Source organism: Methylobacterium gnaphalii, from assembly GCF_007992215.1.
Taxonomy (GTDB): domain Bacteria; phylum Pseudomonadota; class Alphaproteobacteria; order Rhizobiales; family Beijerinckiaceae; genus Methylobacterium; species Methylobacterium gnaphalii.
In genome coordinates, this window is the sequence record NZ_BJZV01000029.1 from 1 (window position 1) to 20,123 (window position 20,123).

Annotated in this window: 17 protein-coding genes; 13 read left to right on the forward strand and 4 right to left on the reverse strand. The window is 64.1% G+C overall.

The window, feature by feature from the left end:
• The first annotated feature begins 694 nt into the window (after positions 1-694).
• The 4 genes from MGN01_RS19385 (at position 695) to MGN01_RS19400 (ending at position 5,499) form a co-directional block, all read left to right on the forward strand.
• Positions 695-3,307, forward strand: coding sequence for a histidine kinase dimerization/phosphoacceptor domain -containing protein (locus tag MGN01_RS19385; protein WP_147048482.1), 2,613 nt, complete (start codon positions 695-697; stop codon positions 3,305-3,307).
• Positions 3,304-3,861: a biliverdin-producing heme oxygenase gene (locus MGN01_RS19390; RefSeq protein ID WP_147048483.1), complete on the forward strand. Its 558-nt coding sequence runs from the start codon at positions 3,304-3,306 to the stop codon at positions 3,859-3,861. Before MGN01_RS19385 ends, MGN01_RS19390 begins: the two co-directional genes overlap by 4 nt.
• A 212-nt stretch (positions 3,862-4,073) precedes the next feature.
• A complete protein-coding gene (locus tag MGN01_RS19395; protein WP_238258483.1) occupies positions 4,074-4,988 on the forward strand; it encodes a hypothetical protein in 915 nt (304 codons plus the stop codon).
• Positions 4,989-5,085: 97 nt separating this feature from the next.
• Positions 5,086-5,499, forward strand: a complete 414-nt coding sequence (locus MGN01_RS19400; RefSeq protein ID WP_147048484.1) for a hypothetical protein — start codon at positions 5,086-5,088, stop codon at positions 5,497-5,499.
• A 117-nt stretch (positions 5,500-5,616) separates the two neighbouring features.
• Here the strand turns inward: MGN01_RS19400 and leuB are convergent, their stop codons facing one another.
• Both leuB and MGN01_RS19410 read right to left on the reverse strand, forming a co-directional pair.
• Positions 5,617-6,717: a 3-isopropylmalate dehydrogenase gene (leuB, locus tag MGN01_RS19405; protein WP_147048485.1), complete on the reverse strand. Its 1,101-nt coding sequence runs from the start codon at positions 6,715-6,717 to the stop codon at positions 5,617-5,619.
• Between the two features lie 102 nt (positions 6,718-6,819).
• The gene (locus tag MGN01_RS19410; protein ID WP_147048486.1) at positions 6,820-8,259 is read right to left on the reverse strand and encodes a diguanylate cyclase domain-containing protein; all 1,440 of its coding nucleotides are present in this window, start codon (positions 8,257-8,259) and stop codon (positions 6,820-6,822) included.
• A gap of 357 nt (positions 8,260-8,616) precedes the next feature.
• Here MGN01_RS19410 and MGN01_RS19415 point away from each other — a divergent pair, with 357 nt between their 5' ends.
• Entirely contained in the window at positions 8,617-10,161 is a 1,545-nt protein-coding gene (locus tag MGN01_RS19415) for a caspase family protein (protein ID WP_147048487.1), read from the forward strand.
• Between the two features lie 239 nt (positions 10,162-10,400).
• On the opposite strand, the gene MGN01_RS19420 is transcribed toward MGN01_RS19415, so the two are convergent.
• Positions 10,401-11,363: a polyprenyl synthetase family protein gene (locus MGN01_RS19420; protein ID WP_147048488.1), complete on the reverse strand. Its 963-nt coding sequence runs from the start codon at positions 11,361-11,363 to the stop codon at positions 10,401-10,403.
• 21 nt (positions 11,364-11,384) lie between these two features.
• On the opposite strand from MGN01_RS19420, the gene mtgA reads away from it, so the two are divergent.
• Positions 11,385-12,158, forward strand: a complete 774-nt coding sequence (gene mtgA / locus MGN01_RS19425; protein WP_147048489.1) for a monofunctional biosynthetic peptidoglycan transglycosylase — start codon at positions 11,385-11,387, stop codon at positions 12,156-12,158.
• A gap of 58 nt (positions 12,159-12,216) precedes the next feature.
• The gene (locus tag MGN01_RS19430; protein ID WP_147048490.1) at positions 12,217-12,789 is read left to right on the forward strand and encodes a hypothetical protein; all 573 of its coding nucleotides are present in this window, start codon (positions 12,217-12,219) and stop codon (positions 12,787-12,789) included.
• Between the two features lie 49 nt (positions 12,790-12,838).
• Here MGN01_RS19430 and MGN01_RS19435 read toward each other — a convergent pair whose 3' ends face one another.
• Positions 12,839-14,083 (reverse strand): argininosuccinate synthase, encoded by a 1,245-nt coding sequence (locus MGN01_RS19435; RefSeq protein WP_147048491.1) that lies wholly within the window; start codon positions 14,081-14,083, stop codon positions 12,839-12,841.
• A 202-nt stretch (positions 14,084-14,285) separates the two neighbouring features.
• On the opposite strand from MGN01_RS19435, the gene MGN01_RS19440 reads away from it, so the two are divergent.
• From MGN01_RS19440 to MGN01_RS19465, 6 genes are all read left to right on the forward strand, one after another.
• Positions 14,286-14,912 carry a 2-hydroxychromene-2-carboxylate isomerase gene (locus MGN01_RS19440; protein WP_147048492.1) on the forward strand — a complete coding sequence of 209 codons (627 nt, stop codon included), beginning with the start codon at positions 14,286-14,288 and terminating at the stop codon, positions 14,910-14,912.
• Between the two features lie 352 nt (positions 14,913-15,264).
• Positions 15,265-16,554 (forward strand): oxalate/formate MFS antiporter, encoded by a 1,290-nt coding sequence (oxlT, locus tag MGN01_RS19445; RefSeq protein WP_147048493.1) that lies wholly within the window; start codon positions 15,265-15,267, stop codon positions 16,552-16,554.
• Positions 16,555-16,652: 98 nt separating this feature from the next.
• Positions 16,653-16,847, forward strand: a complete 195-nt coding sequence (locus tag MGN01_RS19450) for a hypothetical protein (protein ID WP_147048494.1) — start codon at positions 16,653-16,655, stop codon at positions 16,845-16,847.
• Positions 16,848-16,917: 70 nt separating this feature from the next.
• A complete protein-coding gene (gene rlmH / locus MGN01_RS19455; protein ID WP_147048495.1) occupies positions 16,918-17,409 on the forward strand; it encodes a 23S rRNA (pseudouridine(1915)-N(3))-methyltransferase RlmH in 492 nt (163 codons plus the stop codon).
• Positions 17,410-17,434: 25 nt separating this feature from the next.
• The gene (locus MGN01_RS19460) at positions 17,435-18,787 is read left to right on the forward strand and encodes a murein hydrolase activator EnvC family protein (protein WP_238258485.1); all 1,353 of its coding nucleotides are present in this window, start codon (positions 17,435-17,437) and stop codon (positions 18,785-18,787) included.
• Positions 18,787-20,109 carry a S41 family peptidase gene (locus tag MGN01_RS19465; protein ID WP_147048497.1) on the forward strand — a complete coding sequence of 441 codons (1,323 nt, stop codon included), beginning with the start codon at positions 18,787-18,789 and terminating at the stop codon, positions 20,107-20,109. The genes MGN01_RS19460 and MGN01_RS19465 overlap by 1 nt, the downstream gene beginning before the upstream one ends.
• The last annotated feature ends 14 nt before the right edge of the window (positions 20,110-20,123 follow it).

Here is a 20,123-nt window from a genome sequence, read left to right on the forward strand (position 1 = left end):
TCGTTCGGCGGCGAGCCGAATCTGGACCTCGGATTTAAACTTAATCGGCCTCGATCAAGCCGATCCGTCCCCAACAAGGACGGAATGCTGACATTCGAGGCTGCCTCACTACTTTGTGAAGGCGCCCTGACTTTGATCGCAGGCGACGCGAACAGAGTACACCGGTCCTCCGCGAAGCCAGCTGGAAGATCGTATTGCAGGACGCAGCGCGGCAGCGTTTGATCGATCCGACGACACTATCATCATGCGCCGGCGAGCCTGGGTTAGTCTCGCTATGTGCTTCGCCAATCCCCGGACCGGCTTGATTGGCGCATCCATCGAAGACGGCATCGGTTAGTAAGCCAACCGGTGCGATGAGCGGGGTGCGCCTATAAGGGGCCACAACCGAGGCCACTTTCGCTACTAGGTGGATCGCGGCAGACGTTTCCTGCGAGCCGAGATGCTCGTTCCGCAGACGGAGCATCTCGCGCACATCCTCACCTTCCTAATTCAAGATGGGTACGCGGCGCGGGCCTTGTCAGACCGGCCCTTCTAACACCCCCCCCGAAGAGAGCCTACGATCGGCATTGTCTGATATCATACGCCAAGTCACGGACTGATCAGCATATTTTCCTGCGGCGTCTCCACTGCGGATGGCGAACCGTGGCGTTCTGAGCATTGCGCCGAAGGCTGGGCAGGGTCATACCGAGCCCGAATGAGTCACCTGTTCCAACACAGGACCCAGGACATCCTCACTGGGTCCGTCGACCTCGATGGCCTGTCTTCCGAGGATCTCGACCGTCTCGACCAGGGCGTCATCGCACTGGACGCTGGCGGACGCATCCTGTTTTACAGCGAGGGAGCCGCGAGCCGGTTTGGCCTCTCGGCCGAAGCCGTTGTCGGGCGGCATTATTTCCGCGAGGTCGCACCCAGTACGAACGTACCCGGTTTTTACGGCCGCTTCCTAAGCGGCGTGCGCCGCGGACGGCTCGACGACGCATTCGAATTTGTTTTCGGCCTTACGCCGCAGCCGCTCCGAGCCCGCATTCAGATGCGCGACTCCGCTAGTCCTGGCCGCTACTGGGTGATAATTACGCCCCTGGAGCAAGTTGGGGTCGGCCGGTCACGCGAGGCGGTGATGGCCGCCGTGGGCCAGCGGGTCAGGGCGGAACCAGTCGATCCGGGCCTGTGCGAGCGCGAGCCGATCCACATTCCAGGCTCGATCCAGCCGAACGCCGTCATGGTCGCGGCCAACGCGGCGAATCTCAGGATTCTCGCGCACAGCGCCAATATCGCTGACATCTTCTCTGACGGGGTGCCGATGGACGGGCGCCACCTTGGCGAGATTCTACCGCCGGCCTTCATGGCTTCGATCGAGGCAGGCATCGCGGCACGCAGCCTGGAGGACGGCCGGCTGCTACGTCAGGCCATCGCTTTGGCCGGGCGGCCGGAAGAGCGTTTCTACGCCGTGGCGCATGTCCAGAGCGACCGGGTTATCGTCGAGCTTGAGCGCGCGCCGGAGCGGCCCGACGATTTCGGGTCCGCCAGCCCGCTCGAGACGGAGCTGGCAGTAGTCCGATTGCGCGCAGCCAAGACTCTCGACGAGGCCGCGCGGATCGCCGCGAACGAAATCCGGCTTCTTACGAATTTCGAATCGGTCCTCGTCTACCGGTTCGACGAGGAATGGAACGGCGAAGCCATCGCCGAGGACATGATCCCTGACTGGAACCGGTCCCTGATTGGGCTGCGATTTCCCTCCTCGGACATTCCTGCACAGGCGCGCGCGCTGTACCACAAGGCCAAGAGCCGGTTCGTGATCGATCGCGACTGCGTGCCGGTGCCACTGGTCACAGGGAAGGATGCCGGAAACGGCCCGATCGACCTGACTTTCGCCCAGAACCGCACACTCTCGCCGATCCATCTAGAGTATCAGCGCAATCTCGGCGTGAACGGCTCGATGTCGATCTCGATCATGATCGAGGGACGGCTCTGGGGCCTGATGATCGGCCATCATCGGCAGCCGCACTACGTAGCGCCGGAGACCCGGGCGGCTTCGACTGTGCTCACAGATGCCTTCGCCATGCGTGTGCAGGAGATCGAAGCGCACGCCCAGTGGGCCGAGCAGCAGGCGCATCTCGACACCGAGGGGCGGCTGGTGCGCAGCCTCGCTCAGTCGGACGACTTCGTGCAGGCGCTGACCGTCGGGTCGACGACGCTGCTTGATCTCTTTGAGGCCGGCGGCGCGGGCATTGTCTCGGAGGGCCACGTCAGCCTGATCGGGTCCTGCCCGAGCGAGCAGGAAGTGCTGGCGCTAGCAGCATGGCTGAGGGACAATCTGCCGCCAGGACAGCCCAGCTACACCACCGACGCTCTCGCCAGTGCGCACCCGCGCGCTGGCGCCTACACGCAGACGGCTAGCGGCCTACTCGCCGCCTTCGTCGATGCCGAGCGGATGCACCTGCTGCTCTGGTTCAGACCTGAAGTTCCGAGCTCAGTGACGTGGGGCGGCGATCCTCGGAAGCCGGTGATCGCGGGCTCAGGCTCCGTGGCGGTTCTGCCGCGGCGCTCCTTCGAGCGCTGGGTGGAGGAGCGCCGTGGCGTCTCCACACCCTTCCTGCATTGGCAGGTATCGCTCGCCGAGCAACTCGCGCAGGCGGTTGAGGGTGTCGTCCTGCGCCAGCGGCGCAAGATCCAGGAGCTGACACAGCTTCTGGTCGACAAGGAGCGCCTGCTTACGCAGAAGGATCTGCTCACGCGCGAGATCGACCACCGCGTGAAGAACTCGCTGCAGATCGTCTCGGCCTTCCTGCACATGCAGCGCCGCCAAGTCACCGATCCGGAGGCACGGCAGGCCTTCGCCGAAACTGCGGGACGCGTCATGAGCGTGGCCCGGGTTCACGACAGTCTCTACCAAGCCGGCAGCGTGGAGGAAGTCGATCTCGGCCAGACCATTGAGAACCTATGCAATGATCTCACCGGCCTCGCCGGCAATCAGCACACCGTCGAGTTGACCGCTGAACCGGGGCTGATGGTGCCCTATCAGAAGGCAGTCTCGCTCTCGCTGATCGCCACCGAGCTCGTCACGAATGCCTTCAAGTATGGTGGCAGCGAGGATCGCGGCGCCCAGGTCAAGGTTAGCGTCTCAGGCCTGAAGAACGGCGTCACGCTCAAGGTCTGCGACGATGGCGGCGGTCTGCCCGAAGGCTGGGACACCCAGGCCAAGGGTACCGGTCTCGGCATGAAGCTAGTGCGTGCCATGCTTGAACAGATCGGCGCGCGGATCGAAGTCGAGAACGTGCCGGGCGCCTGCTTTACCGTGCACGCGTGACCACCGGCCTCCACGCTCGCCTGCGCGCGGCGACTGCGGACGCGCATCAGGCACTCGAAGACGAGCTCCAGTGGGAAGCGCGGACCGCTACGCTCGACGGGTACTGCTCCTTGCTGGCGCTGATGCGCGGCTTCCATGCTGGCTTCGAGCCGGCGATCGGGCGGGCGCTCAATGACGAGGCCTTCTTCGCACCACGTCGCAGGCTCCACAGCCTGGATGCCGACCTAACTTGCCTCGGCCTCGATCCGGCTGCGATCGCAGCGCTGTCGGCGATTACGCCTATCACCCTCACGAGCCCGGCCTCGGCCTACGGTGCACTCTACGTGCTCGAAGGCTCGACTCTGGGCGGACAGGTGATCGGCCGCTCTATCATCGAGCGGCACGGACCCGCAGTCGAGGCGGCCTGCAGCTATTATCGCGGACATGGCCGCGATACCGGCCGCATGTGGAACGCCTTTCGCGCTCGGCTCGACGCGATGGATGGCGACGAGGCTTTGGAGGCAGGTATCGCGACCTTCGATGCCCTGCGGCTCTGGGTGACGGCACCGAGATAGGGGCCAGCCGCCGTCCTGGCCCGGCGCAGGGTCATGCCCGCATCGGATGCCCAAGGCGTCCTGGGCCGACCTCAAATTTACCTTCGAAGGAAGTTGCAGGGGATAATTGCGTCTCGGCCGCGCTCGCAGAAACCAGATTCTTCGAACCTGCGCGTCACAGCAGCGGGATAGGCGCAGCACCGCTGCGGCCGATCGGATGCGAGGCGTTCCCAATGCGGCGCGAACCTACCTTCGAAGAGCTGGATCTCGACGATATCAATGGCGAGGTCAGCTCGCTTGCTTCGCCGAAACCGCTCAGTCGTATTCGGCCCGCCGTGCAACTCGCCTTGGCAGCTGCAGTGGTCGCCGGCCTGACATTGTTCGCGCGCGATCGAGCTACCTCGGATCCGACGCCTCGCGCCTGGACCGAGCCGCCGCGCTCTCTGTCCGCGCCCTCTGCGCGCGCTGCGATGCCGGCGAGCACGGCCGGCCCGCTGCTCGCCATGGACCTGGCCGATCCTCCGGCTCGGGCTGAACCGCCGCGCTGGAACTCGGCGACCGGGCTACGCGAGGATGCGCTGACCCAGGGTAGCTTCGACGCGATCGAGGCTCCGTTTCTGCGGCTGACCTTGACCGAGGCAACCCAAGGACCCGAACCGGCTACGAGCCTATTCGTCACGCTCGCGCGGCGTGCGGCGGAGATTCAGGGGCTTGCCGTCGTTCGCACCGGCATGCGCGGCACGATCGAGACCAAATTCGGAGCTTTCGAGACCGTCGAGACCACGCTGAGCGGCCAGGGGACGCGCCTCTGTACTGGCTTCTCCAGCATCAGGACAAAAGCCATGCGGATCGACGGTTGGCTCTGCGGCGTGCTCGGCCAACCGCCCGAGCCTCAGGCGGTTGCCTGCGCCATCGATGCAGTCAGGTTGGCGATCTCGGCGACGCCGGCTATCGAAATCGCCTTCGGCGAAGCGGAACTGCGCCGCGTCGCTGGTTGCAGCGCTCCCGCAAGCGTCATTGCAGGCGACCGCGCCTCAGATCAGACCGGGTCGATCACCGAACGCAAAACTGCAACAGGCACGCGGAATACGCGCCGCTCACGAAAAAATGAGGCAGAACTGCGGCGAAATGCGGAAGCGCGGCTGTAAGGAGGGAACAACGGCTCAGCTCGGGCGTCTTCTCCACAACGGGCTATTTATTAACGAGCCCACCGTAGCTTCAGCCCACGCAAACCAGGGTCTCGCCATGCGCTTCACCAAGCTTGCCCTTCTGGGCGCCCTTTCGCTGACCGCCGTTGGGTTCGGCTCCGCTGCCGAGGCGCAGGGTCCCTATGGCGGTCCGGGCTACGTTCGTGTCAGCCGTCCGCTTCCGATTCGCATCCGTCCGCGCAGCTGGCTCGATGCCGGCCGCACCACCGAGGCGTATAACGGCTCCGTCTCGAACCCAGCGACCAGCCCCTACCTCATCCAGGCCAGCAACTTGCTATCGCCGGTCTACGGCCGCAACGATCTGTACGGCGGCTCAAACCTGCCTGACCCCATCACCAACGGCCCGTTCATAGGCGCTCGCAGCACCGCGATCCGCAACGTCGACTTCTCCGCGATCGACGTTATCGACCCGACCTCCTACCGCTCGCGCACGGGCATGTCGCCCTACTAGGACCGGGCGGCATCCTAAAACGAAAACGGGCCCACGCAGGGCCCGTTTTCTTTTGCGCTTACCTTTGCCGTTCCAGGGCCACGGGCGGAAACCGGAACGGCGGCGCGAGGAGAGGTTTCAGGCCGCCAACTCGCGGACGATTGCGTCGCCCATCTCAGCGGTGCTGATGACCTTGGTGCCTTCGCTGGCGATATCGCGGGTGCGAGCGCCCGAAGCGAGAGTGCGTGTGATCGCGGCTTCGACGCGGTCAGCGGCGACGCCTAGGCCGAAGGAGTAGCGCAGGCACATGGCGAGCGAGCCGATCATTGCGATCGGGTTGGCAAAACCCTTGCCGGCGATGTCGGGCGCCGAGCCGTGGACCGGCTCGTAGAGCGCCTTGCGTGTGCCCTTCGCGTCGATCGCACCGAGCGAGGCCGAGGGCAGCATGCCCAGCGAGCCCGTCAGCATGGCCGCGACGTCGGAGAGCACGTCGCCGAACAGGTTGTCGGTCACGAGCACGTCGAATTGCTTGGGCCGGCGCACGAGCTGCATGGCGCAATTATCGGCGAGCACGTGCTCCAGTTCGACGTCGGCATAGTGCTCTTGGTGGACCCGGGTGACGACCTCCTTCCAGAGAACGCCGGTCTTCATGACGTTATTCTTTTCGGCAGATGCGACACGCCCCAAGCGCTTACGGGCGAGGTCGAAGGCGACATGAGCGATACGCTCGATCTCGGCGGTCGTGTAGACCTGCGTATCGACGGCGCGCTTAGAGCCGTCCGGCAGCGTCGTGATTTCCTTCGGCTCGCCGAAATATACACCGCCGGTCAGCTCGCGCACGATCATCATGTCGAGGCCTTCGACCAGTTCGGGCTTCAGCGCCGAGGCTTCCGCAAGCGCCGGATAGCAGATCGCCGGGCGGAGATTGGCGAATAGGCCGAGTTCCTTGCGCAGCCGCAGCAGGCCGGCCTCGGGGCGGATGTCGTAGGCTACGCCGTTCCACTTCGGGCCGCCCACGGCGCCGAGCAGGATCGCGTCGGCCGCATCGGCTTTGGCGAGTGTCGCATCGGCAAGGGGTTTGCCGTGCACGTCGATGGCCGCGCCGCCCACGAGGTCGATCTCGGTCTCGAACGTGGCGAGGCCGGCATTGCCGAGCCAGGCCACAACCTTCTCGACTTCGGCCATCACCTCGGGACCGATTCCGTCGCCGGGGAGGAGCAGGAGTTTGTAGCTGGTCATGGTCGCCGTGGCCTTCTGGTGTCCGGGCTGCGTCGTGCTGGGCCGTTGCTTCGGCGGCTGTAAAGTTCACATCCCCGTGCTGGCAAGCCCGCTGGCCGCGGATCAGTGCGTTGTTGGCTGAGGGAGGCCCGCGCGCTCGCGGTTAGGCGCAAGCGGCCAGGGGATGCGCCGCTCGGACGTGCCGCCGATTTCCGGGACGAAGCTGCGCACGGTCCGCCGCCCGGCTGCTTTGGCTGCGTAGAGCGCCATGTCGGCTTGGTCGAAGAGATCAGAGGGTGAGCAAGATCCGGCGACATGCGCGATGCCGATTGAGGCCCCGATCCGCAGGAGATGGCGCGCGCAGGCCATGGGCCGAGCCAGGGCGGTAACGACATCCTCGCCCAGCGCCTCGATCGCCTCCCGCTCGAACGATGGGCCGAGCAGGATCGCGAACTCGTCGCCGCCAATCCGTGCCACCAAATTCGCCTGTACGCAGATCTCGCTCAGGCGGCGTGTAGCCTCCTTCAAGCAGTCATCGCCAACCGCGTGGCCGTAGCTGTCGTTGACCTGCTTGAAATCGTCGAGATCGACCAGCATCAGCGCAGTGATGGACGATTGTCTGGGTGTAGCGCTTGCGAGCGTCGATAGTTGCTTCTCGAACTGTGCCCGGTTGGCGAGCCCAGTCATCGCATCCCGCTCTGCGAGGAAGCGCGTCCGGTCGAGCAGGAGCTTTTGCTCGGTGATATCCTGCTTCATTCCGAAAAGGCGCACCGGCTCGCCGTTCGAGCAGTCCACCTCAGCGTTGATTCGAATCCAGCGCTGCGCGCCCTTTTGCGTGACGATCTCCGCCTCGAGCTGGAAGCCGCGCCGCTGCCGGAGGGCTTCGCTGCGGACGCGCTCCAAAAGGCCGAGTGCCCTGTCATTGTAGCATTCAAGCGCCCGCTGGCGGTCGAGGCGCGAGCCGCGAGCGATGCCGAACATGTCGTAGACCTGATGGCTCCAGTTCAGACTCTCGTCACGCAGTGCACAGGTCCAGAGGCCGACGCGCACTTCAGCCGCAGCCCGCTCGAAGGTGTCGCGGCTGCGCGCGAAATGCTCGGCCTGCGCCTCGATCCGGCTCCTGAGGCGGGCAATCGTCGCGGCGTCGCGCCTGCGCTGGGCGAGGGGAGCAATCTCCGCGGCAAAATCCTCGAAGGCGCGGATATGCAGGGGCGAGAGCCAGCGGGGGTGCGAGTGGAGCAAATAGAGGATGCCAAAGGCGTGCCCTGCGTCGGATAGCAACGGCGTGCCAGCGAAGAAGCAGACTCGCGGCCTATCAAGCGGCGCACGTGGCAACCCCGCCTCAAGGTCGAGATCTGGAAAGATGACAGTATCGCTGGCAGCGAGACTCTGGAGGCGACGGAACGCTGGATCGTTGGTAGCACGAATGGGCGCGCCGGCGCAGAGTTCGATCGGGCCGTCCTCTTCGTCGATGAGCTGGATCAGCGCCGCGCGAACGAAGAAACTGCAGCGGATGCGCTCCAGCAACGATGTCAGCGGATCGGGTGCGCTGCCGTTGCTCATTTAACAATCGACATTCGCAAGTGTTCTCCGTCACGTCGGACGATCTGTCCGGTTGATCAAATTTCGGAGACTGAACGAGGACGCGTTAATCCGCACTTAATCTTCGTCGGACCGGATCTTGAACGGTTCGCCGATATGGTCGTTCATGCCGGCCTCGTGGAACCGGAGGATCTTGGCGGGCAGCAAGGGATTACGGAAAGATCCGGGATCCCGCGATGATCACCTAATGCTGCGCGCCTGCCGAAACGTATACAGGCTCGTCTCCGTGCAAGACAGCACGCGATAGCTCCGCCATGCATTTCTCGCGACGAAGCGATGCCTTAAGACGAGTCCGATCCCGACACAGGGGAGGGACCGATGAGGTGGTGTCTGGCGCTCGGTGCGGCTTTCTTTGCCGCATTGGCATTCGGCGACGCAGCGCTGGCGGAGACGCGGGTCGCCCTTGTCATCGGTAACTCCGCCTATCGGTCCGTGCCGGCATTGCCCAATCCCCGTCGCGATGCTGGCCGGGTTGCGGCCTCACTGGGTTCCGCCGGCTTCCAGAGCGTGACGGTGGTGGACGATGCCAGCCGTGCCGACCTGATCACTGCGCTGAATCGTTTCTCGGACGCCGCAGAGCGGGCTGATTGGGCGATCGTCTACTATGCGGGCCACGGCATCGAGATCGGCGGCGCCAACTATCTGATTCCTGTCGATGCGCGGCTGAAGAGCGACCGCGACATTACTGATGAGGCAATCTCGCTCGACCGCGTCCTCGAGTCGATCGAGCCGGCGCACAAGCTCCGCGTCGTCGTGCTCGATGCCTGCCGAGACAATCCCTTCGCAGGCGCCATGCGCCGGACTATCGCAACGCGCTCGGTTGGGCGAGGCCTCGCCCAGGTCGAGCCTGAGGGCGGCACGCTCGTCGCCTTCGCAGCCAAGCACGGCCAGACCGCCCTTGATGGCGATGGCGCGAACAGTCCCTTCGCCGAGGCGCTGGCGCGGCGGATCGTGACGCCGGGCGTCGAGATCAACAAGTTGTTCCGCCTCGTGCGCGACGATGTCATGGCCGCCACTGGCCGCCGCCAGGAGCCCTTCGTTTACGGCTCGCTGCCGGGCGAGGACTTCTTCTTCGTCGGCAACAGCCTCGCCACAATGCCGCCCGTTGCGGGCACGGACCTGCCGGCAAAGCTTCCGAGTACGGCGCCGACACCGATACCGCCCGTCGCACAGAAGCTGCCGCAGCAGGTCGCTGCGCTGCCGCCGGCGCAGGATCTGCCGCCGCCGTTGTGGCAACCGCAGGTGGAGCAGCGCAATGGCCCGGTGAACGCACCGCTCGTCGGTTTCTCGCGCAGCAATGCCGGCTGGCAAGCGACAGTCTCGCTGCCTGAGCCGGCCATCTCAGTGTCGTGGCGTTTCGGCAACGAGGGCGACTATCGGGAGACTGGTTATCTCGACGTGATCGACCAGCGCATCGGGAGGCGGATGCCAAGTTCTTCGATCCCGCTTGATCCCGACACGCCTGCGGGCACTATAAACCTGCGCTATGTCGATGCCGCTGGTGTAACCGTCGGTCCGTTCCCGGTCCCATTCGATCCTCGGGCAGAGTTGATTAGGGACCAGCAAAAGATCATCGAGATGGTGGGCGGCAGTTGGTTGTCGTTCCGCGACTTCAATGGAGTGCTGCTCTACTACACGGCTTTGGTTTCCTACCGCTGCGCAATCAAGGAATTGCGCATCGGCCTCGACAAGGCTGAACCGGACCGCGTCATCCCGCTGCCACCTTGCGACGAGGCCAACCCGTTTGCGATCCCTGGGAACTTTACTCCCTATCTGAAGGCGCCACCCGGCACGCGCTCGGCGTCCGCCCGTATCGTCTATCGCGACGGCACGCTGTCACCCGTGAAGATGTTTCGGCGATAGCATTGCGAGCCACCTGTCGCGGGCCATCGAATCTGCGACGAAAGCGGAGCAAGGTGATACTCGGGTTCACACTGGACCAGCGTTAGGGTCACCGGCAGCACGCTGCACGCCTCCGACGCCGCGACGTGCAACACGCTCAACTCAAAGCTTCAGACCAGCAAGTAGGGGAGATCGACGCCGCGCAGAAGAACATCCGCGGGCTAGTCTACGGCGCGGGAAAAAAGCTGCGCAGGCCTGCGTCAGGTCTTGCGGGCGACCGTGAAGCGCGCCGCCTCGCGCAGGATGCGCGCGCGCTCACCCCAGGGCGCCACGGCCTCCTCGCAGACACCGACGAGGCGGTCGCATTCCGCGCGAGCGCCGTCGAGGCCGAGGCGGTCGACGAGGGTCGCCTTGCCGGCATCCTTGTCCTTGCCAGTGGCCTTGCCCATGGCTTCCGGCGAGGCTTCACGGTCGAGGATGTCGTCTGCGACCTGGAAGGCTTGTCCGAGCGCCTTGCCGTAGCGCAGCAGCGCGGTGCGCTGCTCAAGGTCGGCATGGCCCACGATGGCGCCTGCCTCCACCGAGTAGGCGAGAATCGCGCCGGTCTTCATTGCTTGCATGCGCAGCGTATCATCGACGTCGAGGGAAACCTCGCCGAAGCGGCCCTCTGCCGTCAGATCGAGCAACTGACCGCCGACCATACCGCCTAGGCCTGAAGCCTTGGCGAGGCCGAGCACGAGATCGGCCCTGATTGCCGGATCGGGCTGCCATTGGGCATCGGCCGTGATTTCGAAGGCAAGTGTCTGCAGCGCGTCACCGACCAAGATGGCGGTGGCCTCGTCATAGGCCTTGTGCACCGTGGGCTTGCCGCGACGCATGTCGTCGTCATCCATTGCCGGTAGGTCGTCGTGGACGAGGGAGTAGCAGTGGATCAGCTCAACGCCGGCGCCTGCCGCCATGGCGCTTTCCTCGGAACCGCCAAGCATGCGGGCCGTTTCGATGGCCAGGAAGGGGCGCAGCCGCTTGCCACCGCCAAGAACGGCATGGCGCATCGCCTCCATCAGGCGTGACGGCCGGGCGATTTCCCCGGCGCGCAGATTCTCGTCGAGAAGCGCTACCAGAAAGCGCTCCACGTCGTCCGCCACGGTAGCGAGCCTGTGGGTAAACGGCTCGTCGGGAGAGTGCGCCTTGACCGAGGCGTCGGAACCCTGCGTTGAGGTCATCGGTAGAGGCCTGGTTCGGGGATGGGCGCTAGCTGCGTGCTGAGGGTGGAACGCGAGGAGGAGATCCGCCGGCGGCATCCGCAAGAGCGTAGCCTGCGGCGGATCGAGCCTGCGCGGCGAAGGACGATGGCACGGCGCATCGCCAGTCTGGCCACGCGGCTCGCCCTCGGACTCGTCGCCCTCACGCTTGTGCTGACGCTCGTCTATAGCGTGGTGATGCCTGTCTCAACCCCGATGCTGGTCAGATGGTTGACGGGTCAATCGGTAACGCGGGAGGCTGTGCCGCTGGAGCGCATCTCGCCGGCTCTCGTCCGTGCCGTTTTCACGGCAGAAGACCAAAAGTTCTGCATGCATAATGGCGTCGACTGGAAGGCGCTGACCGACGTCGTCGAGGATGAGGGTGGCCCGACCCGCGGCGCCTCGACCATCACGATGCAGACGGTCAAGAACGTCTTCCTCTGGCCCGGCCGCTCCTACATCCGCAAGGCAATCGAGATTCCGCTTTCAGTCGTCGTCGATACTGTCTGGGGCAAGCGGCGGACGATGGAAATCTATCTGAACGTTGCCGAATGGGGCGAGGGCATCTTCGGTGCCGAGGCGGCGGCGCGCCATTGGTTCAATAAGAATGCCCACGATCTCAGGCCCTCCGAGGCGGTCCTGCTCGCGACGGCTTTGCCGAATCCGATCCAGCGCAATCCGCGCAAACCCACCGCCGAGATGCGGGCCAAGGCGGCCCGTATCAAGGCCGCCTCCGGCGCGATGGACGACTACATCGGCTGCCTCAAGCCGCGATAGCGGAGGGCACATTCATCCTGTACTGGCTCCGATAACCAAGATGCCCGAGCGGAACCGGATGGCCGACGAAAAGACCTTTGAGCTCACCCTGGAGCGGATCGCGCTAATCCGCCGGATGGTGGTCGCGTGGAACAGCGAAGGCGCGGGCGCGCCAATCGTCCATCCCGACGCACCCTATGGCAGCACCGACCGGGACGGCGATATTTTCAATGTGACAGGGGACGATGACGGCGCAGAGGAAGAGCACAGAGCCTTGGGCGATGCGTTGGCGGTCTTCGTGCAAAACGCCATCCTCAAGCCCGGTCGCTATCAGTACCACAACACTCTGGCGAAGCTCGCTTCCGACGATGTGGGAGACGTCTTCCGTGACGAGGCTAGCGGCGAAACGCCGGAGCACGTGACGTTCGACGTCACGCCGGAGCACACGGCCTTGATACGGCGGATGTCCGTCAGTTGGGACGATGCCCGCAATGTCCCGGCGATCGACCTAAACAGCCCGTACGGTTCGGGTGCCGAGACACCGCCTCAGCATCACGAGATGCAACCGGCGCTGCAGATCTTCCTGCGATACGGAGATTTGGCGCCTGGGTTTTTCCGGATATCGCAGGGGCGCTGGCAGCCGGCCAATTAAGAGGCAATGAGGCGCGTCCGATCCGTCATCACGGACGCGCCTCCGAGCACTATCCCTCGCGCTTCTTCCGCTGAGCGAGCGTGCGCAGCCGCAGAGCATTGAGCTTTATGAAGCCTGCCGCGTCGCGGTGGTCATAGGCGACGGCGCCTTCTTCGAAGGTGACGAGGTCCTGGTCATAGAGCGAGTGCGGGCTAGTGCGGCCGATGACGTGGACGCCGCCCTTGTAGAGCTTGAGCCGAACCTCGCCGGTGACCTTCTCCTGGCTCTTGTCGATGAGGGCCTGGAGCATCTCGCGCTCGGGCGAGAACCAGAAGCCGTTATAGATCAGCTCCGCATATTGCGGCATCAGCTGGTCCTTGAGGTGGGCCGCGCCGCGGTCCAGCGTGATCGACTCGATGGCGCGGTGGGCCGGGAGCAGGATGGTCCCGCCGGGCGTCTCGTACATGCCGCGGCTCTTCATGCCGACGAAGCGGTTCTCGACGAGGTCGAGCCGGCCGATGCCGTTGTCGTGACCGAGCTGGTTCAGCTTGGCGAGCAGCGTGGCGGGCGACAGGCGTTCGCCGTCGATCGACACCGCGTCGCCTTTCTCGAAGCCAATGGTGATGACCGTGGGCGTATCGGGCGCCTCTTCCGGCGAGATCGTGCGAGAGAAGACGTAGTCCGGCACCTCGTCGGCAGGATCTTCCAGCACCTTGCCCTCCGAGGAGGCGTGCAGAAGGTTGGCATCGACCGAGAATGGGCTCTCGCCACGTTTGTCCTTCGCAATCGGGATCTGGTGGGCCTCGGCGAAGGCGATGAGCTGTTCGCGGCTCTTCAGGTCCCATTCGCGCCAGGGAGCGATCACGGTCACGTCGGGCTTGAGCGCATAGTAGCCGAGCTCGAACCGGACCTGGTCGTTGCCCTTGCCGGTGGCGCCGTGACAGACGGCATCCGCGCCAACTTTCTCTGCGATCTCGATCTGCTTCTTGGCGATGAGTGGCCGCGCGATAGAGGTGCCAAGCAGGTAAACGCCTTCATAGACGGCATTCGCCCGGAACATCGGGAAGACGTAGTCCCGCACAAATTCCTCGCGCAGATCTTCAATGAAGATGTTCTCAGGTTTGATGCCGAGCAGCTCCGCCTTCTTGCGGGCCGGCTCCAACTCCTCGCCCTGACCGAGATCGGCGGTGAAGGTTACAACCTCGCAGCCATAAGTGGTCTGCAACCACTTCAGGATGATCGACGTGTCGAGACCGCCGGAATAGGCGAGCACGACCTTTTTCACGGGATGCGGGGCGGGCGTGGCGTCGGTCATGAGGCTGGCAATCGTATCGGGCGGCCGGGAATTGGCGGATTAACAGCGGAGTCGCGCGCGGCGCAACCTTGGCGGCCGGCCAGCGTTCACCGGCAGGTCGGCAGACTGGCGTCTTCTTCCGGTTGCGACGCAAAACGGCCTTGCAGCGGCCACGCCGTCGCAAGACACTCATCCACGAACAGACTCCCCGGAGATTCGACGAATGGCGCGCCGGCCGACCCTCGAATTCTGGTACGAGTTCGCTTCCACTTATTCCTATCTCGCCGTCATGCGGATTGAGGCTCAGGCCGAGGCGGCCGGAGTAAGTCTTCGTTGGCGCCCCTTCCTGCTTGGGCCTATCTTCGCTGCGCAAGGTTGGAACAACTCGCCCTTCAACATTTACCCGGCGAAAGGGCGCAACATGTGGCGCGACCTCGACCGTGAGGCGGCCAGGCTGTCGCTGCCGCCGATCACGCGGCCGAACCCTTTCCCGCAAAACTCGCTCAGTGCCACTCGCGTGGCGATCTACGCGACGGACCAGGACTGGCTGGTCCCTTTCACCAAGGCCGTATTCGAGACAGCCTTCGCTAATGGAGGCTCCATCGCCGAGCCGCAGGCCGTCGCGGCGATCCTCGACAGGCTCGGACTTGACGGGGGCGCGATCCTGAAAGCGGCAGCGTCGGAGGCCAACAAAGGCCGGCTCAAGCTCGCTGGGGAGGAGGCCCGCTCTCGCGGCATCTATGGTGCGCCGAGTTTCCTGACGGAAGACGGCGAGTTGTTCTGGGGCAACGACCGACTTGAGCAGGCGCTCGATTGGGCTCAGGGCAACCGGCCTGGCCGCATGCTTTGAAGCGCGCGGCGGTCTGAGTCACGACACAGTACGTTGCTACGTTTATTGATGGTCGGTAATCCGCGCTGTGTATAATAAATATTGATTGGCTTATATCGCGCACATTCTGAGCTCATTGTCCTAATATAACGCCAGAGCGTGGGAGCACGTTCATTAAACCGTTTTATTCCATCACTTTAATCGTGCGAATGCGCAATAATGCATTTGCATCCGTCGCGATATGCAAAATATTGTATACCCGTCGCGAGTGGCCTGCGGGAAGTAGCCACAGTGAAGGCGGCACACTGGCGAGGATTAACGACAGGTCAGCAGTGACTGTCGAACGTCAGTGCATCGACGAGGGAGGTCAGACATGGAAATCACGGCCGCCGCGCCGATCGCGGAGCGCGCAAGCGCGAACCGATGGCTGCAACTGGGCTTCGGCGTCGCCTGCATGGTGGCTGCCGCGAACATCCAATACGCTTGGACACTGTTCGTACCGGAAATTCAAAAGACGTTCGGGTGGGATCGCGCCGCCATCCAGGTGGCGTTCACGATCTTCGTCATCGTTCAAACTTGGCTGACGCCGATCGAAGGATACTTCATCGATAAATACGGCCCGAGCCGCGTCGTACTGTTCGGCGGCCTGATGACTGGCCTCGCCTGGATCATCAATTCCTACGCAGTTTCACTCACAGGCTTCTATCTCGGCGCCGTCGTCGGCGGCATCGGCGTGGGCTGCGTCTACGCGACTTGCATCAACAATGCGCTGAAGTGGTTTCCCGACAAGCGCGGATTGGCCGTCGGTCTCACAGCGGGCGGTTACGGTGCGGGTTCGGCCCTGACGATCCTGCCGATCGCCAACATGATCGCGAGCGGCAGCTATCAGCAGGCCTTCTTCACGTTCGGCCTGATTCAGGGCGCAGTGATCATGTTCGCGGCCCTGTTCCTGCGCGGTCCAGCGAAGGGTGAGGTGACCTTCTCGACCAAGGTGCTGCAGAGCCGACGCGACTACACTCTGCGCGAGGCGCTGAGCCAGCGGGTCTTCTGGGTCATGCTCCTGATGTTCACCTGCACCGTCACGGGCGGTCTGATGGCTGTCGCGCAGCTCGGCGTGATCGCGCAGGATCTGGGCGTGAAGAACTTCCAGGTGAACCTGTATTTCTTCGCCATGGCAGCGCTTCCTTTCGCGCTGATGCTCGACCGCATCATGAACGGAATCTCCCGCCCGCTCTTCGGCTGGGTGTCCGATCGAATTGGCCGCGAATACACGATGTTCATTGCCTTCTCCCTCGAGGGCATCGGCATTGTGGCCCTGGGCTACTTCGGCTCGAATCCTTGGGCCTTCGTGATCCTGTCCGGCATCGTGTTCCTGGCCTGGGGTGAGGTCTACTCGCTGTTCAGCGCGACGGCCGCCGACACCTTCGGCTCGAAACACATCGGCAAGATCTACGGTGTGCTCTACTGCGCGAAAGGCCTCGCGGCTTTGTTCGTGCCAGTCGGTAACCTCATCATGCAGGCGACCGGAACCTGGGCGACTGTGCTCTACACTGTCGCGGGCCTAGATCTCCTGGCGGCATTCCTGGCGGTCATGGTGCTGCGTCCGATGCTCGTGCGTCACCACGCAGCCAATGGTTCTACAATGCCGGCGGCATCACACTAACACCATCGCGCCGCACAGGACGGTGGCATCCAAGACATCGGCGGCCCGACGGGTTGCCGATGTCGATCATAGCGGATCGATCAAACGCGGGTCGCTCGATGAATATCGCAGCCGCTTTGGCCCTGCAGAGTATCCCATTCGCGTTGCTGTTCCTGATGTCGGGAGCGTCGAACCGCGACATCTTCTGCATCGGCTACGCTGCGGCTCTTGGTCTCATTCTGTCGCTCATCGCGTTCGTGGACGGGCACCCGGCCTTTCCCCACGTCTTCGCAGCGGCCTACACACCGCGCTGACGGCTGTCCTTTTCGCGGACGATCGTGCAGGTGTCTTCGGTAGCCGCACCCGTCGATAAGTCGCCGCCCCGTGAACATTCAAGCCATCGCCGTCGGCCGGCTCAAACCCGGCATCGAACGCGATCACGCAGCGCGGTACTTCGATCGCAGTGTGGCGCTCGGGCGCAGTCAGGGGCTTCCGGTCCTGGATCTGGTCGAGCTGCCCGAGAGTCGCGCCCGTCGCGCCAACGACCGGCACGCAGAGGAGGGGGGCGCCATCCTCGCGAAGGTGCCGAACGAGGCGGCAGTCATCGTCTTCGACGAACGTGGTCGTGCCGATCTCGCGAGCGAGTCCATCGCAGCACGGATCGGTCGCTGGCGCGATGAGGGCCGATCGACGCTCGCCATGGTGATCGGAGGGCCGGACGGGCTCCACGATTCGGTCCGTTCCCGCGCCGACCTTATTCTCGCCTTCGGAGCAGCGACACTGCCGCATGGTCTGGTGCGTGTGCTCGTCTTCGAGCAGATGTACCGAACCCTAACCATCCTGGCCGGCCATCCGTATCATCGCGGAGAGGCCTGAGGGCTGAATGCGGCTGACGGATACGATGGCGCGACGGGGGCGCGGGATTGCGGGCTTGTGGACCGCCACTCTTCTGGGGCTGGCGTCGCCGTCGCTCGCGCAGGAGCCCAAAGATCCGGAGGCGATCCAGCGCACGATTGAGGAGAAGAATCGTCGCGCCGAGAGCCTCAAACAGATTCAGGACGCGCTCAACGCCAGCGCGGCGAATCGTAGCGCTCTCGATGCCGAGATCGCCTCGATCGGCAATGACCGCGCGAAGCTGAATCACGCGCTGGTCGATGCGGGACGTCAGGCCCAGGCGACGGAAGATCGGTTGAGCCGGCTCGAGGAGCGCCTGAAGAACCTGAGCAACAGTGAAGGCGCCATCCGCAAGTCGCTCGATGCGCGCCGCAACGTCATCGCTGAGATCCTGGCTGCGCTCCAGCGCATGGGCCGCCGGCCGCCTCCTGCCGTGCTGGTGCGGCCTGAGGACGTGCTCGCGGTGATCAGGACATCGATGCTGCTCGGCGCCGTGGTGCCGGAGCTGCGCGGCGAGGCTGAAACGCTCGCTGCCGATCTCACAGAGCTTGTCCGCGTGCGCGGCCTGATCGCCTCCGATCGCGAAAGCTTGAAAACCGACCTCGCCGGTTGGGCCAAAGAGAAGCAGCGGCTCGACGCGCTCGTCGAGGCCCGGCGCAAGCGGATGGCCGAGGTCGAGGGCAATCTCACGGCAGAGCGTCAGCGCACGGCCGAGCTCGGCTTACAGGCAAAGTCTCTGAAGGATCTCATCGACCGGATGGAGGGCGAGGTCTCTTCGGCGAGGCGCGCGGCCGACGAGGCCAAGGCCGCCCAAGAGCGCGAGGCCAAAGCGACGCAGGAGCGCTTCGCGGCTGCCGGTTTCCGGGACCCAGCCCGGCTTGCCCCGAAGGTAAAGTTTGCAGATCTCAGGGGCGACGTGCCGAGGCCCGTTAGCGGCAGTCTGGTGAGTGGCTTCAACCAACCCGACGGTAACGGCGGCATCATGCGCGGCGTATCGTTCACGACCCGCCCGAAGGCTGCTGTTTCGTCTCCAGCGGATGGCTGGGTTTCGTTCGCGGGGCCGTTCCGCTCCTATGGCCGACTCTTGATCATCAATGCGGGCGACGGCTACTATCTCTTGCTGGCGGGCATGGAGCGGATCGACGTCGAGGTCGGTCAGTTCGTGCTTGCGGGCGAACCGGTCGGGGCCATGGGCGAGGGTGGCACGGGCGGCTCGGCCGTAAATACGTCGCAAACTGCGTCATCGAAGGACGATGATCGGGGCGATCCAGTCCTATACGTCGAGTTCAGAAAAGACGGCGGCTCCATTGATCCGGAGCCTTGGTGGGCGAAGAGCCCCAGCGAGAAGGTTCGCGGATAATGCGCAAGGTATCCCTCGTCCTGTTCGGCGCGTTCCTCGGTGCCGGCGTGACCGCGGTGTCGACGCAGACCCACCTACTGTCCGGCACAAGTGCCGTGGCGGCCTCTGCGGAAACCTACCGTCAGCTCAGTCTGTTCGGCGACGTCTTCGAGAAGGTGCGCACCGACTACGTCGAGAAGCCCGAAGAGTCGAAGCTCATCGAGACCGCCGTCAATGGCATGCTGACGTCGCTCGACCCGCATTCGAGCTATATGGATGCCAAGGCCTTCCGCGACATGCAGACCACCACCCGCGGTGAATTCGGTGGTCTCGGCATAGAGGTCACGATGGAGGACGGCCTGATCAAGGTCGTCTCGCCGATCGACGACACGCCCGCTTCCAAGGCAGGCCTGCTCGCCAACGATATCATCACGCAGATCGACGAGGATCAGGTCCAGGGCATGACCCTCAATCAGGCCGTCGACAAAATGCGTGGCCCGGTGAACTCTCCGGTCAAGCTCAAGATCTCCCGCAAGGAGGCCAAGGAGCCGATCGAGGTTACCCTCAACCGCGACATCATTAAGATTCGCCCCGTGCGCTCGAAGGTCGAGGGCAACGACGTCGGCTATATCCGTCTGACCCAGTTCAACGAGCAGACCTTCGAGGGCCTCAAGACGGCGATCGACAAGCTCAACACCGATATCGGCGCAGACAAGATCAAGGGCTACGTCCTTGATCTGCGTAACAACCCGGGCGGCCTGCTCGATCAGGCCGTGATGGTCTCCGATGCCTTCCTTGATCGCGGCGAGATCGTCTCGACCCGTGGCCGCAACCCCGACGAGACGCAGCGGTTCTCCGCGAAGGCCGGCGACCTTGCTAAGGGCAAGCCGATTGTGGTGCTGGTCAATGGCGGCGCGGCCTCGGCCTCCGAGATTGTCGCCGGCGCCCTGCAGGATCACAAGCGCGCGACGATCATGGGCACGCGCTCCTTCGGCAAGGGCTCCGTGCAGTCGATCATTCCGCTCGGCGGCCAGGGAGCCCTACGCCTTACAACGGCGCGCTACTACACGCCGTCGGGCCGCTCGATCCAGGCCAAGGGAATCGAGCCGGATCAGGAGATCCTCCAGGACGTCCCGGACGATCTGAAGGGCAAGGACGAGACCAAGGGCGAGGCCGGCCTGAAGGGCCACCTCAAGCAGAAGGACGTCGAGGAGCGCGGCGGTTCGTCGGCTTACATCCCGCCGGATCCTGCGAAGGACAAGCAGCTCATCGCCGCCGTCGACTTCCTGCACGGCATCCAGAAGGGTGCTGCCAATATCGCCAAGTCTCCGACGCAGAACTGAGCCGGATCGCTGTC

Excerpts from the sequence above, each read along its gene's own strand:
- MGN01_RS19385 (WP_147048482.1), top strand. The coding sequence starts at position 695 with ATGAGTCACCTGTTCCAACACAGGACCCAGGACATCCTCACTGGGTCC.
- MGN01_RS19395 (WP_238258483.1), top strand. The coding sequence starts at position 4,074 with ATGCGGCGCGAACCTACCTTCGAAGAGCTGGATCTCGACGATATCAAT.
- MGN01_RS19400 (WP_147048484.1), top strand. The coding sequence starts at position 5,086 with ATGCGCTTCACCAAGCTTGCCCTTCTGGGCGCCCTTTCGCTGACCGCC.
- leuB (WP_147048485.1), bottom strand. The coding sequence starts at position 6,717 with ATGACCAGCTACAAACTCCTGCTCCTCCCCGGCGACGGAATCGGTCCC.
- MGN01_RS19410 (WP_147048486.1), bottom strand. The coding sequence starts at position 8,259 with ATGAGCAACGGCAGCGCACCCGATCCGCTGACATCGTTGCTGGAGCGC.
- MGN01_RS19415 (WP_147048487.1), top strand. The coding sequence starts at position 8,617 with ATGAGGTGGTGTCTGGCGCTCGGTGCGGCTTTCTTTGCCGCATTGGCA.
- MGN01_RS19420 (WP_147048488.1), bottom strand. The coding sequence starts at position 11,363 with ATGACCTCAACGCAGGGTTCCGACGCCTCGGTCAAGGCGCACTCTCCC.
- mtgA (WP_147048489.1), top strand. The coding sequence starts at position 11,385 with ATGGGCGCTAGCTGCGTGCTGAGGGTGGAACGCGAGGAGGAGATCCGC.
- MGN01_RS19430 (WP_147048490.1), top strand. The coding sequence starts at position 12,217 with ATGGCCGACGAAAAGACCTTTGAGCTCACCCTGGAGCGGATCGCGCTA.
- MGN01_RS19435 (WP_147048491.1), bottom strand. The coding sequence starts at position 14,083 with ATGACCGACGCCACGCCCGCCCCGCATCCCGTGAAAAAGGTCGTGCTC.
- MGN01_RS19440 (WP_147048492.1), top strand. The coding sequence starts at position 14,286 with ATGGCGCGCCGGCCGACCCTCGAATTCTGGTACGAGTTCGCTTCCACT.
- oxlT (WP_147048493.1), top strand. The coding sequence starts at position 15,265 with ATGGAAATCACGGCCGCCGCGCCGATCGCGGAGCGCGCAAGCGCGAAC.
- MGN01_RS19450 (WP_147048494.1), top strand. The coding sequence starts at position 16,653 with ATGAATATCGCAGCCGCTTTGGCCCTGCAGAGTATCCCATTCGCGTTG.
- MGN01_RS19460 (WP_238258485.1), top strand. The coding sequence starts at position 17,435 with ATGGCGCGACGGGGGCGCGGGATTGCGGGCTTGTGGACCGCCACTCTT.
- MGN01_RS19465 (WP_147048497.1), top strand. The coding sequence starts at position 18,787 with ATGCGCAAGGTATCCCTCGTCCTGTTCGGCGCGTTCCTCGGTGCCGGC.